Genomic DNA, 14,736 nt, shown 5'->3' on the forward strand with positions numbered 1-14,736 from the left:
TGCAATAGGGAAAATTAATCGAGCAGCGCGTCTTCGATACGCGTCAGCTCATCGTGTAATTTTGCCATAAATTTAAGCTTGCGTACTTGATCTGCCGCTAACAAGGCATCTTCTTCGCTGCCACTGCTTAGCTGGGCGGTGAGCAATTTCGTCAGCTTTGTCCGGTAGGCCGCGAAAGAGTCGTATAACTCATCAATGCTTTCTTGAGGATCGGCGCTATCGCGAATGTCTTCTAACGCCTCACGCCATTCCATCTGCTGCATTAAAAATGCAGTGTCTTTCACTGTGGTGGTTTCGTGGCTTAAATCGATACCACGTAGCGACAGCATATGCTCGGCACGGCGGATAGGATCTTTTAGGGTTTGATAACCGTCATTTACTTGCGCAGTGCGTTGCACCGACAATAAGCGTTGTTGCTCGGTATCGTTGGCAAACTTATCGGGATGCACCGCCCGTTGCAGTTCGCGGTAGCGTTCTGCAAGCACAGCGGTATCAATATCGAAGGCAGGGGAAAACTTAAACAGCTCGAAATAATTCATGCGTCAATTCGGCAATTAAACAGTGAAACTCTCACCGCAACCGCACTCACCTTTTGCGTTAGGATTGTTAAATTGGAAACCTTCGTTCAGGCCTTCTTTAACAAAATCCAACTCAATGCCCTGTAGATAGATGAAGCTTTTCGCATCGATAATGATTTTAACACCATCAATATCATACACTTCATCGTCATCATTCAGCGCATCAACAAACTCAAGCACATAAGCCATACCGGAACAGCCAGAGGTCTTTAAGCCGAGGCGCAGGCCGATGCCCTTGCCTCGATTCGCTAAGAAAGATCTGACACGCTCAGTTGCCGCTGGGGTCATTGTAATCGCCATCTTAACTCCAGATGTTACTTAGCTTGTTTCGATTTGTACTCGTCAATCGCCGCTTTAATGGCATCTTCTGCCAAAATGGAACAGTGGATTTTCACCGGTGGCAAGGCTAATTCTTCTGCGATATCGGTGTTTTTGATTGCCGCCGCTTGCTCGATAGTCTTGCCTTTAACCCACTCGGTTACCAGTGAGCTAGACGCAATCGCGCTGCCACAACCGTAGGTTTTGAACTTAGCGTCTTCGATGATGCCGTCTGCGCCGATTTTCAGCTGTAACTTCATCACGTCACCACAGGCAGGTGCTCCCACCATACCGGTTACGACCGAAGGATCGTTCTTGTCGAAAGAACCAACGTTACGTGGGTTCTCATAATGATCTATCACTTTTTCACTGTAAGCCATGGTACTGCTCCAAAATTATCTATTGTAAATGGTCGAATTAATGATGAGCCCACTGGACCTGATTCAGGTCAATGCCATCTTTGAACATCTCCCACAGTGGAGACATTTCTCTTAATTTATCAATAGATTGAGTAATAACTTCGATAGCGTGGTCGATTTCTTCTTCGGTGGTAAAACGACCGATTGAGAAACGAATTGAGCTATGCGCCATTTCATCATTTAAACCGAGCGCACGTAACACGTAACTTGGCTCGAGACTGGCTGAAGTACAGGCAGAACCCGATGAAACCGCTAAATCTTTTAATGCCATCATCAGCGACTCACCTTCAACATAGTTGAAGCTGACGTTTAGGCTACCGCTCACACGGTGAGTCATGTCGCCGTTCACATAGGTTTCTTCAATGTGCTTGATGCCATTCCATAACTTATCACGCAGCTTAGCGATACGGGCGTTGTCTGTTGCCATTTCAGCTTTTGCGATTGCAGCCGCTTCACCTAAACCGACGATTTGGTGAGTTGGCAATGTGCCACTACGCATACCACGTTCATGGCCACCGCCGTGCATTTGCGCTTCCAAACGAATGCGAGGTTTACGGCGAACGTACAGAGCACCAATCCCTTTTGGACCATACATTTTGTGGCCAGAAATAGAGATCAGATCGACCTTAGTGGTTTGTACATCGATAGGTAATTTACCCGCGCTTTGTGCAGCATCCATATGGAAGATAATGCCTTTTGAACGGCATAACTCGCCGATAGCATCCACATCATGGATCACACCGATTTCGTTATTCACATGCATGATGCTGACAAGAATCGTGTCGTCGCGCATCGCCGCTTCTAAACGTTCCATCGGAATGATACCGTTAGCATCTGGCTCTAAGTAAGTGACTTCAAAGCCTTCACGCTCAAGCTGACGGCAGGTATCGAGTACCGCTTTATGTTCAGTCTTGCTGGTGATGATGTGCTTGCCTTTCTTATTGTAGAAGTGCGCTACGCCTTTGATCGCCAGATTGTTTGATTCGGTTGCACCTGAGGTAAACACGATTTCACGGTGATCAGCATTGATCAGATCAGCAACTTGGCTGCGCGCCACATCCACCGCTTCTTCCGCTTGCCAGCCATAACGGTGAGAACGTGATGCTGGGTTACCGAAGATGCCATCCATCGTCATGTATTGGAACATTTTTTCCACGACTCGCGGATCAACTGGCGTGGTGGCGGCATAATCTAAATAGATAGGAAGCTTCATAACACACTCCGTACTTAGCAGTCTCTGCCGAGGCTACATACAACGTACAAAAATAATTTTTATCGTATAACAAAAAGCCTATAAGCTGACTCTTTGCTCCTTTTGCATAGTGTCTTGCTTAAGCGAGATAAACTGCACATCTCGTTTCTGCATTAAGCCAGCAAGACTGATACCATCTAAAAAATCTGAAATTTGTTTGCTTAAATCGCCCCAGAGCGAGTGCGTTAAGCAGCGAGTTCCACTCTGGCAATTGCCTAATCCTTGACAACGAGTCGCATCGACAGACTCGTCCACGGCATGGACCACCATGCCAACAGAAATATCATTAGCTTCGAGGCCTAAGCGATAACCACCACCTGGACCACGGACACTGGCCACTAGGCCATGTTTGCGTAACTTTGCGAAGAGTTGTTCCAGATAGGAAAGCGAAATCCCTTGCCTTTCAGAGATATCCGCTAAGGGAACCGGTCCCGAAGCCGAGTGGATGGCCACATCGAGCATTGCGGTTACTGCATAACGACCTTTAGATGTAAGTTTCATAACTACCATAGCTCCCAAACAGGTATGGGGTTATTTCAACATACCTGAGTAAATCAGTCAAGTATAAAACCTAGTAAAACACTCAAGTATATAAGCGTGCAGCGAACCAATACCCTTTCATCTTGGTGGGGTATTTAACCTTTTTCTGCCCTAAGATTCAATGCTAAAGGGGCAATTAATCGTCCTAATCGCCCCCATATCGGGATCTAACGCACTCTCTTGGAATGAAAGCTAACCACCTAGGTCCACTCTGTTTAAAAACCGCGTAACCACAGAGAAAATTGAATGGCAATCATCGGTGGCAGAAGCATGTGGATTAACATCAACATGCCACTGCGCAAAACACCTTAATTAAATGCTGGGATCAAACTCGTCGAGCGCACTCTGGCGTTTATCGGCGGCGGCTTTTTCCGCGTCGTTAAACTCACCCACATTCAGCTCTGGCAATCTTTCGGTGCAGACATCACCACCTAAGCGCTGAATGGCTTGACACAATTCCTGCACTTTTGAATCCATTAAATGCATATGGTCCAGCATTTGCCCGATAGCGTTCGCGACAGGATCCGGATTGTCAGGAGACACAGCATACGCATCGAAACCATATTTCTTGGCCATGGCGCTGCGACGCTCAGACTTCTCTTTCGATTGTGGCGAAGGAGTGGCCACCACGCGCCCAGGGATCCCGACCACAGTCGTATCCTTAGGCACATCTTTCACCACCACAGAGTTAGAGCCGACACGCGCCCCATCATGCATAGTGATAGGACCTAAAATCTTAGCCCCTGCGCCCACGACCACGTTATTGCCCAGTGTGGGATGGCGTTTACCCGCCTGCCAGGTGGTGCCGCCAAGTGTCACGCCGTGATACAAAGTACAATCATCGCCAATCTCGGCGGTTTCGCCGATCACCACGCCCATACCATGGTCGATAAAGAAACGATCGCCAATGGTGGCACCCGGATGGATCTCCACTCCCGTCAGCCAGCGCGAAAAAGTCGATAAACAACGGGCCATTAAGCGCCAATCACGCTTCCATAATTTATGGCTTATCCGGTGCAGCCAAATGGCGTGCATGCCAGGATAGTTGACCAAGATCTCAAAGGCGCTGCGCGCCGCGGGATCACGGTGATATATAGATTCAATGTCTTCTTTTAGCCTAGCTATCACACCCATGCTTCAATCCTTCGCGATTAGCGTTATTTGCCAAATGTACTTTGGCTATTTTTGTTTGTTACCCACCACTTTATCGATCGAGGTTAAAATGCCTCGAAGAATGTTCATTTCTTGGCTTTCGATACGTGCACGGCTAAACAGACGACGTAGCTTAGTCATCACTTGGCCGGGATGGTTTTTAATAATAAAACCTGTCGATGATAAGGTACTTTCTAAGTGCACAAAGAAACGCTCAAGATCGGCAGAAAGCGGATATTCTTCCTCCGCTTGCGGCGCCGCTGTTTGCGCTAAGTGTGCCACACGCGTCTCATAACAAATGATCTGCACTGCTTGTGCTAAATTCAATGAGCTGTATTCAGGGTTAGCAGGAATAGCCACATGGTAAGTACATTGCTGTAATTCTTCATTGGTCAAACCATGATTTTCACGGCCAAAGACAATGGCGACAGGCCCTGTTAAGCTTTCTGTAACCAACTTTTGACCCGCTTCACGGGGTTCGAGCATTGGCCAATCTAAGGTACGACTGCGGGCACTGGTGGCAATCACTAAACTGCAATCGGCGATAGCTTCCTCTAAGGAATCCACTTTCACCAAATGCTTTAAGATGTCCGATGCACCGGCGGCTAAGGCGATGGATTGACCATCCACTTCACATCTTGGTTCGGCAAGATACAGGGTCGATAACCCCATGGTCTTCATCGCTCTGGCGGTCGAGCCAATATTGCCTGGGTGCGATGTCCCCACTAAAATCACACGAATATTACTTAGCATGAAACGACTTAATTTAATTCACAAAACACAGGGAGCGAATACTATCACAGGCGTGCGTGAATGCTTATATGAAAATCGGTATTTGATATAACATTCAAATCGAGTATAATGCCGCCCGCTATTTTTAACGTTCTTTAACATCCAGGGGATTGCAATGCATCCGATGCTGACGATTGCTGTTCGCGCTGCCCGCGCGGCTGGCCAAACTATTATGCGCGCCTACACTGAACTTGACCGAGTTGAAGTCAGTGCTAAAGGTATCAACGATTTTGTTACCAGTGTAGATAAGGAAGCAGAAGCTGCTATTACCTATCAAATTCGCAAATCTTACCCTGATCACACTATCGTGGGTGAAGAAAAAGGCGAAAATCGTGGTGAAAACAAAGACTATATTTGGATAGTCGATCCTCTGGATGGCACTAATAACTTCGTTAGAGGCATTCCCCACTTCGCAGTTTCTATCGCACTGCAACACAAAGGCAAAACTGAAGTTGCCGTTGTGTACGATCCTGTTCGTGAAGAATTATTTACCGCTATCCGTGGTAAAGGCGCCAAATTAAACGATTTCCGTATCCGCGTAACCAATGTGACTGAATTGGCTCCAACCATTATCGGTACAGGTTTCCCATTCAAAGCCCGTCAACACACCGAAAGCTACATGGCAATCTTTGGCGAAGTGTTCGGTCAGTGTTCTGACTTACGCCGCGCAGGTTCTGCCGCATTAGACTTAGCCTATGTGGCTGCTGGACGTTTAGACGGTTTCTTCGAAATCGGTTTAAAGCCATGGGATATCGCTGCTGGCGACTTAATCTGTCGCGAAGCGGGTGGTACAGTCACCGACTTCACTGGTGGTCATAACTACCTGATCTCTGGCAACATCGTTGCAGGTTCACCGAAAGTGACCACAGAGTTAGTGAAAACCATGCGTCCTTTGCTGAACGAAGGTTTAAAGCGTTAATCATACCCTTGCGGCAGTAACGCATATTAAAAAGGCCAGTGAATTCACTGGCCTTTTTGTTTTCTGCTTTCGTTTTTCTGCTTTGGATATTCGTACTTGTCGGCTTAAAGATTTTCTATCTACCCGCCAATGCCTGCGCAGGGCCAATCTGGCTCGCCTTCCACGCGGGATACAACGTTGCGATAAGACTCATCACAAACGCCGTAGCTATCACTAAACCAGCATCCGTCATATGTAGCTCTGATGGCAGAAAATCCACAAAATACACATCGGCCGACAGGAGTTGAATCCCGAGCAGCTGCTCAATGCCACGGGCGATACCACTGAGATTAATCGCGGTCGCAATCCCAATCACACCGCCAAGGGCACAACCCACAAGGCCATTTAACGCGCCTTGCACCATAAAAATCCCCATCACTGAGAGACGGCTTAAGCCCATGGTCATCAGAATGGCAATTTCACTGGCTTTATCCCGCACCGCCATCACGAGCGTTGAGACAATATTAAAACAGGCCACACCTATCACTAATACCAACACGAGATACATGATAGTGCGAACCAATTGAATATCTTGGTATAAATGCCCTTGGGTACGCGTCCAATCACTAATATAAACAGACTGGTTTAAGGCATAACCCAGCTCGCGAATTTTCGCTGGCGCATCAAACACCTGTGCCACACTGATGCGAACACCAGTCACACCTTGATGTAAATTCAGGATATTCGCCGCATAGCGCATCGGAATATACGCCGTGGTTAACTCAAGCTCGCCGCCTAAACGGTACACACCCGACACCACAAAGCGATGGCTCTTGGCTGCCCGTAAACTGCCAGCATGTTCAGGATCAAGATCTTGCACATACAAAGCGAGGGTATCGCCGACCTCAAGGCCTAACTTTTTCAGCAGACTCTCCCCGAGGACGATGTGATTGTCATCCTCGCTCAAGCCTTGCCAAGTCTCTTTCGACATAAATTGCGAGAGGGTCGAGACTTTTGCCTCTTGCTCAGGATCGATTCCCACAACGGCAAGCCCCTGAAAACCACCGGGCTTTTGTACTAATCCTTGCATCCTAATAAAAGGTGCCGCCGCCGTAATGCCTTCAATCTGCATGGCGGTTTGCTCAACGGCACGCCAATCGGCAATCGGCTCATTCACACCAACCACATCGGCTTGGGAGATAACGCCTAACAAGCGCTGCTCTAACTCGCGCTCGAAACCATTCATGGCGGAAAGCACCACAATCAGCACCGCAACCCCGAGCGCAATGCCCGCGGTCGATGCGAAGGAGATAAAGCTAATAAAACTATTGGATTGGCGCGCACGATAAAAACGCCAACCAATTGAGAGGGCTAATGGTCCTTTCATTGGGCGTGTTCCGCGACAGCTTGCAAATAACCATTCTTCATGGTGAGTTGTCTGTCCATCCGCGCCGCCAATTTGGGATCGTGGGTGACCACCACAAACGCCGTACCAAGTTGATTGGCTAATTCGCGGATCAGCTCATACACCGCCTCGCCACTCTTGGCATCGAGATTTCCCGTCGGTTCATCGGCCAGCACGAGTTTGGGTTTGTTGATCAGCGCCCGGGCAATTGCCACCCGTTGACGCTCGCCGCCCGAAAGCTCGGCGGGAATATGGCTCATTCTGTGCCCAAGCCCAACTCTCTCGAGCAACACTTTGGCATCGGTCTGAGCCTGAGCGCGATCTCTGCCTTGAATAAACGCTGGCATAGCCACGTTTTCCAGCGCGCTAAATTCGGGCAAAAGGTGATGGAACTGATAGATAAAGCCTAAGTCTTGGTTGCGGATCTGCGCCTGACGGGCACTGCTCACCTGATATAAATCCTCACCCGCTAACAAGACTTTGCCAGCAGAAGGTTTATCTAGAGTGCCCATAATATGCAGCAGCGTACTCTTGCCCGAGCCAGAGGTACCGACAATCGCCAGTTGCTCGCCCTTAAATACCTGTAAATCCACCTCAGTCAGCACCTGAGTAGTGACATCGCCATCGTGATAACTCTTACTCACCGCCTGCACTTGCAGTAACACGTCTTGCATTGAGATTCTCGCTATTGATTCTAAATGACATGGATAACCCCATGTCCAAACACGTCTCTCATCATGGGAGCGACGCTTTTATTCTTTATATGACCGTTATTCGTAACGCAGCGCCGTGGCAGGTTGCACCCGCGCCGCTCGCAATGCGGGGTAAAGTGTCGCCACTAAGGTCACGACTAAGGTGCCGACAATAATCATCGACAATTGCCCCAGTTCTAATTTAACCGGCAGCACTTGACCAGTGCCTAAAATGGAAATCCCCAAGGTTGCCATAATGCCATTCAAATTAAGGGTGAGCAGAATGCCGACCACCAGCCCCAGTACTAAACCTAAGACCGCATTCAACAAACCTTGCACCACGAAAATGCCCATCACCGCCGAGGTACGTAAGCCTTGGGTTTTGAGTACAGCTACATCGGTAGTTTTATCCACCACCATCATCACCAGCGCCGACACTATATTAAACGCCGCCACGGCCACAATGAGGCTCAGCATCAGCGACATCATGTTTTTTTCCATCTTCACGGCACTAAACAGATGACCATAGGTGTCGCGCCAATCACTGGTCGTCGCCTCAATCCCCTGCTGGGTAAGCACCTGCTTTACATCCTTAGCCAGTGCGGGCGCCATAAATGGGTCGCTCAGATACAGCCTTAACTGATTGATTTCATCGCTCGGTTGGCGCATTAAACGCTTGGCATCTTGGTAATGAATGTATGCGACGCCTGCATCCACCTGTGAGCCCATCTCAAACACGGCGGACACTAAAAACTTACGTTGGCTAGGGACTGGACCAAGCGGCGAATACACTACGCCATCGCCACTTAACAGGCGCACGGTATCACCCGGGCTGACCTTTAATTGGCGGGCAAGCTCGCTGCCTAAAATGACTTTATATTGGCCACTTGTTAGCTCGTTAAATGCACCCGAATAGGTATGCTGTGCAACCATAGAGAGTTTTTCGGCAAGCTCAGGAAACACCCCAAATACTTGCACGGCGCGGATATTCGCCGCCGACTGCACCATAGCTTGGGTCGACACGCTAGGCGTCACGCCCTGCACGCCCGGTAAGGCTTTGAGTTTGTCCGCAGGTATAGTCCAATCGCTTAAGGGCGCCTCAGTCACCACAGTCAATTGCGGTACAGCGCCTAAAATGCGCTGCTTTAATTGTCCTTCGAGGCCATTCATCACCGAGCTGACCACGATTAAGGCCGCCACCCCTAGAAAAATGCCCGAAACGGCAAATAAGGTAATAAAAGAAGCAAAGGCGTTTGCTTTTCTGGCCCGCCAATAACGGTAACCAACGTAGAGAGGAAATCGAAGATCCATTGAAAGAGGGCTGCGTCCTGTGTGCTGAACTTGCTAAATCATAAAGATGGGCACGATAATAGGGGTTTAGGTCCTATAAATAAAGAGGCAAGCCTTGTTCACTGACACCAATCCGTATTTTAGTGTGCCTCATCCCTTCACCGCTTACTTAAGCCTCTGGGACGAAAACCAGCCACTACCCAGTGAAATGGCTTTAAGATCAATGCAATCCCTAGGGATCCAGCTGCTGAGCGAAGTCAAAGCACTCGAGGCCAGTTGCCTGCTGCAACTGCGGCATTTAGACAACGAAGCCAAGGTGGTGGTGGACTTTCTCAAGCTCCAATCCCGCAAGGTCGATTTAGTCCTGCAGCATGTGCTCGAAAAAGAAGTGCAAGAGGGCGATAAATTTAGCGGTTGTCAGTTCGGTGGCAGCGGCATTCGCCTAATGAGCAATGAGGCCCTCCCCCTTGGCCGCCAATATAAGGTGACCTTATTTATCCACGAAGAATTGGTCGCCATTTTATGTTTTGCCAAGGTCACAGCCTGCTTAGTTTCGCAGGAAGGCCAATCCGATGGGCAGCAAGTACATAGCCCCAATGCCGCATTGCCCTATCTCGTTGACCTCGAGTTTAGTCAAATACTGGATGCAGATGTGGAGCAACTGGTTAAAGCCAGCCTCAATGTGCAACAAAAACAACTTAAACTGCGTAAACAGGCCCGTGACGAGCGTCAATAAAGGCTAGCGTTTTTGCTGGCACCCTAGCGCCCAAGTCACTACAATGAACGCAACTTATTGTGAATGAATCAGTTTATCCCACGCCAATGACACAAATTTCAGCCCTAACACCGCCCGTTGTCAAAAATGGAACTCAAATGCAAACCCTGTCGTGTCTCGCCGGGGTTGGTCAAGCCGTTACCCTCGCCAGCCTAGTTCGCCAACACAAGGGCACAACACTGATTGTAACCAGTGATACGCCGACGGCATTGAGTATCGAGTTAGAGCTCAACTACTTGTTGGCTAAAAGCGCTATTAAGGTGCGACTGTTCCCTGACCGTGAAACCCTGCCCTACGACAGTTTTTCGCCCCATCAGGATTTGATTTCCCAGCGTTTAGAAACCCTGTCGCAAATCACCCAAGCCGAACACAGCGTAGTGATAGTGCCGGTGACAACGCTGATGATGCGCTTGCCACCAAAATCCTATTTAAGCTCCAATGTGTTTGTGCTGAAAAAGGGCGATAAATATCAGCTCCATGATGTGCGCCAGCAGTTAACCGACACGGGTTATCACTTGGTTGAACAGGTGTACGAACATGGCGAGTTTGCCATTCGTGGCTCGATTCTCGATATCTTCCCCACCGGCGTGAATATGCCGCTGCGTATCGAACTGTTCGATGATGAAGTCGAGACCATTCGCCATTTCGATCCTGAAACCCAGCGCTCATCCACTCCAGTCGATGCGGTGCGCCTATTACCTGCTAAGGAATTCCCTACCGACAGCGGCGCCATTGAAGGTTTTAGGCAACGTTATCGCCGCCGCTTTGAGGTGATCGTTAAAGAACCAGAATCGGTTTATCAATTGGTGAGCCGCAATTTGATGCCCGCCGGCATTGAGAACTATTTGCCTCTGTTTTTCGATGAGATCGCGACACTGTTCGATTACCTGCCGAAGGACACTCAGTTAGTCACCTTAGGCGATATCGAAAAGTCCGCCCGTGCACATTTGCAAGAGGTGGAAACCCGCTATGAAGACAGACGGGTCGACCCATTGCGGCCGCTGTTGGCACCTAAAGAGCTGTATTTACTGATTGAAGAATTATTTGCCGCCTTTAAGCCGCTGCCTCGCTATCAGTTTACTGCGCCGCAACCCGATGCCGTCGCAGGCGCAGTGCAGATTGATGCCTGTGTGTTGCCCGAGGTGAGCGCTAATCACAAGTTAAAGCAACCGCTGATTGCGCTGCAAGAGTACGCCGAGCATGCGCCGCGGATGTTATTTAGTGCCGAATCGGAAGGTCGCCGCGAAGCCTTGCTCGAGCTCTTAGCTAAAATCCAGTTAAAACCAGCGTTATTCGGCCATTTTGATGAGTTTATTCAAAGCGATGCCAAACTTGGCTTAATCGTATCTCCCCTCTCCCGTGGTTGTTTACTCGGGCTAGGAAAGCAAACCGCCGTCAGCATCATCTGCGAAACCGAACTCTTTGGTCATCGCATCTCCCAGCAGCGCCGCCGCGAAAAACAACGCCAGATCAGTAACGATACCCTGATCAAAAACTTAGCCGAGCTTAAAGTCGGCCAGCCAATTGTGCACTTAGAGCACGGCGTGGCGCTGTATCAAGGCTTAGTCACCTTAGATACCGGCGGATTAGTGGCCGAATACCTACAGCTGGAATACTCGGGCGGCGATAAACTCTATGTGCCAGTGTCTAACCTGCATTTGATCAGCCGCTATAGTGTCGGCGCCGATGGCGAGGCTCACCTTAATAAACTCGGTAACGACACTTGGGCCAAAGCAAAAAACAAAGCGATCGAGAAAATCCGCGATGTGGCCGCCGAGCTGCTTGATGTCTACGCCCGTCGCCAAGCACGTCCCGGTGAAAGCTGCGACATTAACGACGAAGAGTATGCGCAATTCGCCCAGGGTTTCCCCTTCGAAGAAACCGTCGACCAAGAAAGCGCCATTCATGCCGTGCTCGCCGATATGCAATCCCCCGTAGCTATGGATCGCCTCGTCTGCGGTGATGTGGGCTTTGGTAAGACCGAAGTCGCGATGCGCGCCGCCTTTGTGGCCGTCAATGCGGGTAAACAGGTGGTGGTACTAGTGCCCACCACACTACTCGCCCAGCAGCACTACGAAAATTTTAAGGACAGATTTGCCGACTGGCCCGTGGTGATTGAGGTGATGTCACGCTTTAGAACCGCCAAAGAGCAGACTCAAGTGCTAAAACTGCTCGAAGAAGGCAAAGTCGATATTGTCATTGGCACCCATAAACTGCTGCAATCCGAGGCAAAGTTTGAAAACTTAGGCCTGCTAATCATCGATGAAGAACACAGATTCGGTGTCCGTCAGAAGGAAAAAATAAAAGCGCTGCGTGCCAACGTGGATATTTTAACCCTCACCGCCACGCCTATTCCCCGCACCTTAAATATGGCGATGTCGGGGATGCGCGACTTATCGATTATTGCCACGCCTCCCGCTAAGCGTTTGGCGGTGAAGACCTTTGTGCGCGAATCCGATCCCGCCACCGTGCGAGAGGCCATACTGCGTGAAATCCTTCGTGGTGGCCAAGTGTATTATTTGCACAACAATGTCGAAACCATAGAGAAATGCGCCCAAGATATCAGCACACTGCTACCTGAAGCGCGGGTCGTGGTGGCCCATGGCCAGATGCGTGAGCGGGATCTTGAACGGGTGATGTCGGACTTTTATCATCAAAGATTCAACGTGTTAGTCTGTACCACTATTATCGAAACTGGTATCGACGTCCCGAGTGCAAATACGATTATTATCGAACGCGCCGACACCTTCGGCTTAGCCCAATTACATCAGCTGCGTGGCCGCGTCGGTCGCTCACACCATCAAGCCTATGCGTATTTAATGACGCCGCACCCTAAACGCATGACCAGTGATGCTCGCAAACGTCTCGAAGCCATCGATGCCCTCGAAGATTTGGGCGCAGGCTTTATGCTCGCTACCCAAGACTTAGAGATCCGCGGCGCGGGTGAACTCTTAGGCGATGAACAGAGCGGCCATATTTCTAAAATCGGCTTTAGCCTCTACATGGAAATGCTGGAGGCGGCGGTCAAGGCCCTCAAACAGGGTAAAGAGCCATCGCTAGCGCAAATGCTCAATCAGCAATGTGAAATGGAGCTAAGGATCCCAGCGCTGTTGCCGGAAGACTATGTCGGTGATGTGAATATTCGCCTGTCACTCTATAAGCGCATCGCCAGTTGTGACAGTGAAGAAGCCTTAGATGAACTTAAAGTTGAGCTTATCGACCGCTTCGGTCTGCTGCCCGATGCCACCAAAAACCTGATGGAAATGACTCTGTATAAACATCAGGCAACTCGGCTGGGGGCGACTAAAATTGAGGTACATGCCAAAGGCGGCAGCATCGAATTTAGTGATGATCATGTGATTGATCCCGGCTTTATCATTGGATTACTGCAAAGTCAGCCACAAATCTATCGAATGGATGGGCCGAATAAGTTAAAGTTCATCCTCAATGCCGAAACGGCAAAAGATAGACTCGCTTTGGTCAAACTCTTGCTCGAACAACTATCGCAACATCGTCTTGGAGATAAATAGTGTTACGTCAACTCGCGGTCTCTATCGCTACACTTATTGTACTTTCACACAGTCCACTTGCCCGTGCTGAAGCTTGGTTCGAGGTTGAAGTCTATATTTTTGAACGCCAAAGCCAATCGACCGAGCAATGGCCGATGGCGCCAATTGAGACCAAAACCAACCGCGCAATCGATCTGATTTCACCGGTTGTGGGTCAGGCTGTGATCTCCATGGGTAATGAATCCGCGCCCTGCACCTTAGTATATGACGCCGATGCCAATAGCCATTGCGCTGAAAGCACGACCACAGGTACGAATGCGGACGCTACAACCGAGTTGACTAACGGCAGCGCCTTTGCCATTTCTGGCCCAAGCACTGCAAACTCAAATGCGGTGACCAGTTATCGCTATCCAACTGTGATCCCATCGGAAATCAGCAGCGCGAGTCAGGCCTATGCAACGCTCGGCGCAGGCCCAGTGTTACTCGCCAGCAGCCAAGGCCAATTTGCAAGTATTATCAACAGCCTATCGAGAGAGCGTGGTAACCGCAGCTTACTGCATATGACATGGCAACAACCTATGATGGGCAAGAGTGGCTCAGTGCCCATTCGCCTGTTTGCGGGTAAGGATTATTCCGCCAGTTATCACTTCGATGGTCGTCAAATTGTGCAGCAAGCCATGGCAAGCGCTATGCAAGGCACTAACGGCACGACAGGCATGATGACAGAAACATCAGCGCCATTATCGCCCTCTCCCGTATGGCAACTCGATGGCACACTCAATATTTATCTTAGCCATTATCTGTACATCGAAACCGCGCTTAATTTGCGTAAAGAAGGCCGCAAATTAATGCCTGTGGCAGCCGATGAGGCGAGCATGAACGCAACAAATACTGCTGCGGCCCCAGCAAAAGTGATGACGCCTTATTTAATGTCTATTCCGTTGGAGCAAAATCGCCGAGTGAAAAGTGATGAGATCCATTATCTCGATCATCCCGAAATGGGCATGGTGATCCAAATCCGTAAGATGGCGCAACCTAACGCCTAAAACCAATGGGCTTAGAGCGAGTAAAAAAGCGGTTATGCCATGCATACCGCTTTTTTATTGTCTCAATGGA

General features: G+C 49.5%; 14 protein-coding genes. 4 read left to right on the plus strand and 10 right to left on the minus strand.

Annotated elements, in window-relative coordinates; all coding sequences use genetic code 11:
- Positions 1-14 precede the first annotated feature (14 nt).
- The 7 genes from hscB to trmJ form a co-directional block, all read right to left on the minus strand.
- On the minus strand, positions 15-539 hold the full coding sequence (gene hscB / locus EYR25_RS15125; protein WP_023265642.1) for a co-chaperone HscB: 525 nt from the start codon (positions 537-539) through the stop codon (positions 15-17).
- A 15-nt stretch (positions 540-554) separates the two neighbouring features.
- Positions 555-878: an iron-sulfur cluster assembly protein IscA gene (iscA, locus tag EYR25_RS15130; protein WP_011072278.1), complete on the minus strand. Its 324-nt coding sequence runs from the start codon at positions 876-878 to the stop codon at positions 555-557.
- Positions 879-892: 14 nt separating this feature from the next.
- Positions 893-1,276 carry a Fe-S cluster assembly scaffold IscU gene (gene iscU / locus EYR25_RS15135; protein WP_011072277.1) on the minus strand — a complete coding sequence of 128 codons (384 nt, stop codon included), beginning with the start codon at positions 1,274-1,276 and terminating at the stop codon, positions 893-895.
- A 37-nt stretch (positions 1,277-1,313) separates the two neighbouring features.
- Positions 1,314-2,528 (minus strand): IscS subfamily cysteine desulfurase, encoded by a 1,215-nt coding sequence (locus EYR25_RS15140; RefSeq protein WP_133181138.1) that lies wholly within the window; start codon positions 2,526-2,528, stop codon positions 1,314-1,316.
- A gap of 78 nt (positions 2,529-2,606) precedes the next feature.
- Positions 2,607-3,068, minus strand: a complete 462-nt coding sequence (iscR, locus tag EYR25_RS15145; protein ID WP_006081858.1) for a Fe-S cluster assembly transcriptional regulator IscR — start codon at positions 3,066-3,068, stop codon at positions 2,607-2,609.
- Positions 3,069-3,419: 351 nt separating this feature from the next.
- Positions 3,420-4,241: a serine O-acetyltransferase gene (cysE, locus tag EYR25_RS15150; protein WP_011626050.1), complete on the minus strand. Its 822-nt coding sequence runs from the start codon at positions 4,239-4,241 to the stop codon at positions 3,420-3,422.
- A gap of 45 nt (positions 4,242-4,286) precedes the next feature.
- Positions 4,287-5,012, minus strand: coding sequence for a tRNA (cytosine(32)/uridine(32)-2'-O)-methyltransferase TrmJ (gene trmJ, locus EYR25_RS15155; RefSeq protein ID WP_133181140.1), 726 nt, complete (start codon positions 5,010-5,012; stop codon positions 4,287-4,289).
- A gap of 154 nt (positions 5,013-5,166) precedes the next feature.
- Between trmJ and suhB the strand changes: the two genes are divergently transcribed.
- Positions 5,167-5,970: an inositol-1-monophosphatase gene (suhB, locus tag EYR25_RS15160; protein WP_023265639.1), complete on the plus strand. Its 804-nt coding sequence runs from the start codon at positions 5,167-5,169 to the stop codon at positions 5,968-5,970.
- A 115-nt stretch (positions 5,971-6,085) separates the two neighbouring features.
- Here suhB and lolE read toward each other — a convergent pair whose 3' ends face one another.
- The 3 genes from lolE to EYR25_RS15175 form a co-directional block, all read right to left on the minus strand.
- Complete coding sequence (gene lolE, locus EYR25_RS15165; protein ID WP_133181142.1) at positions 6,086-7,336, minus strand: lipoprotein-releasing ABC transporter permease subunit LolE; 1,251 nt, start codon at positions 7,334-7,336, stop codon at positions 6,086-6,088.
- A complete protein-coding gene (gene lolD / locus EYR25_RS15170) occupies positions 7,333-8,028 on the minus strand; it encodes a lipoprotein-releasing ABC transporter ATP-binding protein LolD (protein ID WP_133181144.1) in 696 nt (231 codons plus the stop codon). Before lolD ends, lolE begins: the two co-directional genes overlap by 4 nt.
- 96 nt (positions 8,029-8,124) lie before the next feature.
- Positions 8,125-9,357: a lipoprotein-releasing ABC transporter permease subunit gene (locus tag EYR25_RS15175; RefSeq protein ID WP_011622506.1), complete on the minus strand. Its 1,233-nt coding sequence runs from the start codon at positions 9,355-9,357 to the stop codon at positions 8,125-8,127.
- A gap of 94 nt (positions 9,358-9,451) precedes the next feature.
- Here EYR25_RS15175 and EYR25_RS15180 point away from each other — a divergent pair, with 94 nt between their 5' ends.
- The 3 genes from EYR25_RS15180 to EYR25_RS15190 all read left to right on the plus strand — a co-directional run bounded on the left by EYR25_RS15180 (position 9,452) and on the right by EYR25_RS15190 (position 14,666).
- A complete protein-coding gene (locus EYR25_RS15180) occupies positions 9,452-10,072 on the plus strand; it encodes a hypothetical protein (protein ID WP_023265516.1) in 621 nt (206 codons plus the stop codon).
- Between the two features lie 86 nt (positions 10,073-10,158).
- On the plus strand, positions 10,159-13,641 hold the full coding sequence (mfd, locus tag EYR25_RS15185; protein ID WP_023265517.1) for a transcription-repair coupling factor: 3,483 nt from the start codon (positions 10,159-10,161) through the stop codon (positions 13,639-13,641).
- The gene (locus tag EYR25_RS15190) at positions 13,641-14,666 is read left to right on the plus strand and encodes a peptidoglycan binding protein CsiV (protein ID WP_133181146.1); all 1,026 of its coding nucleotides are present in this window, start codon (positions 13,641-13,643) and stop codon (positions 14,664-14,666) included. The genes mfd and EYR25_RS15190 overlap by 1 nt, the downstream gene beginning before the upstream one ends.
- The last annotated feature ends 70 nt before the right edge of the window (positions 14,667-14,736 follow it).

The sequence above is a fragment of the Shewanella decolorationis genome, assembly GCF_004354305.1.
In the GTDB taxonomy this organism is placed as follows: domain Bacteria; phylum Pseudomonadota; class Gammaproteobacteria; order Enterobacterales; family Shewanellaceae; genus Shewanella; species Shewanella decolorationis.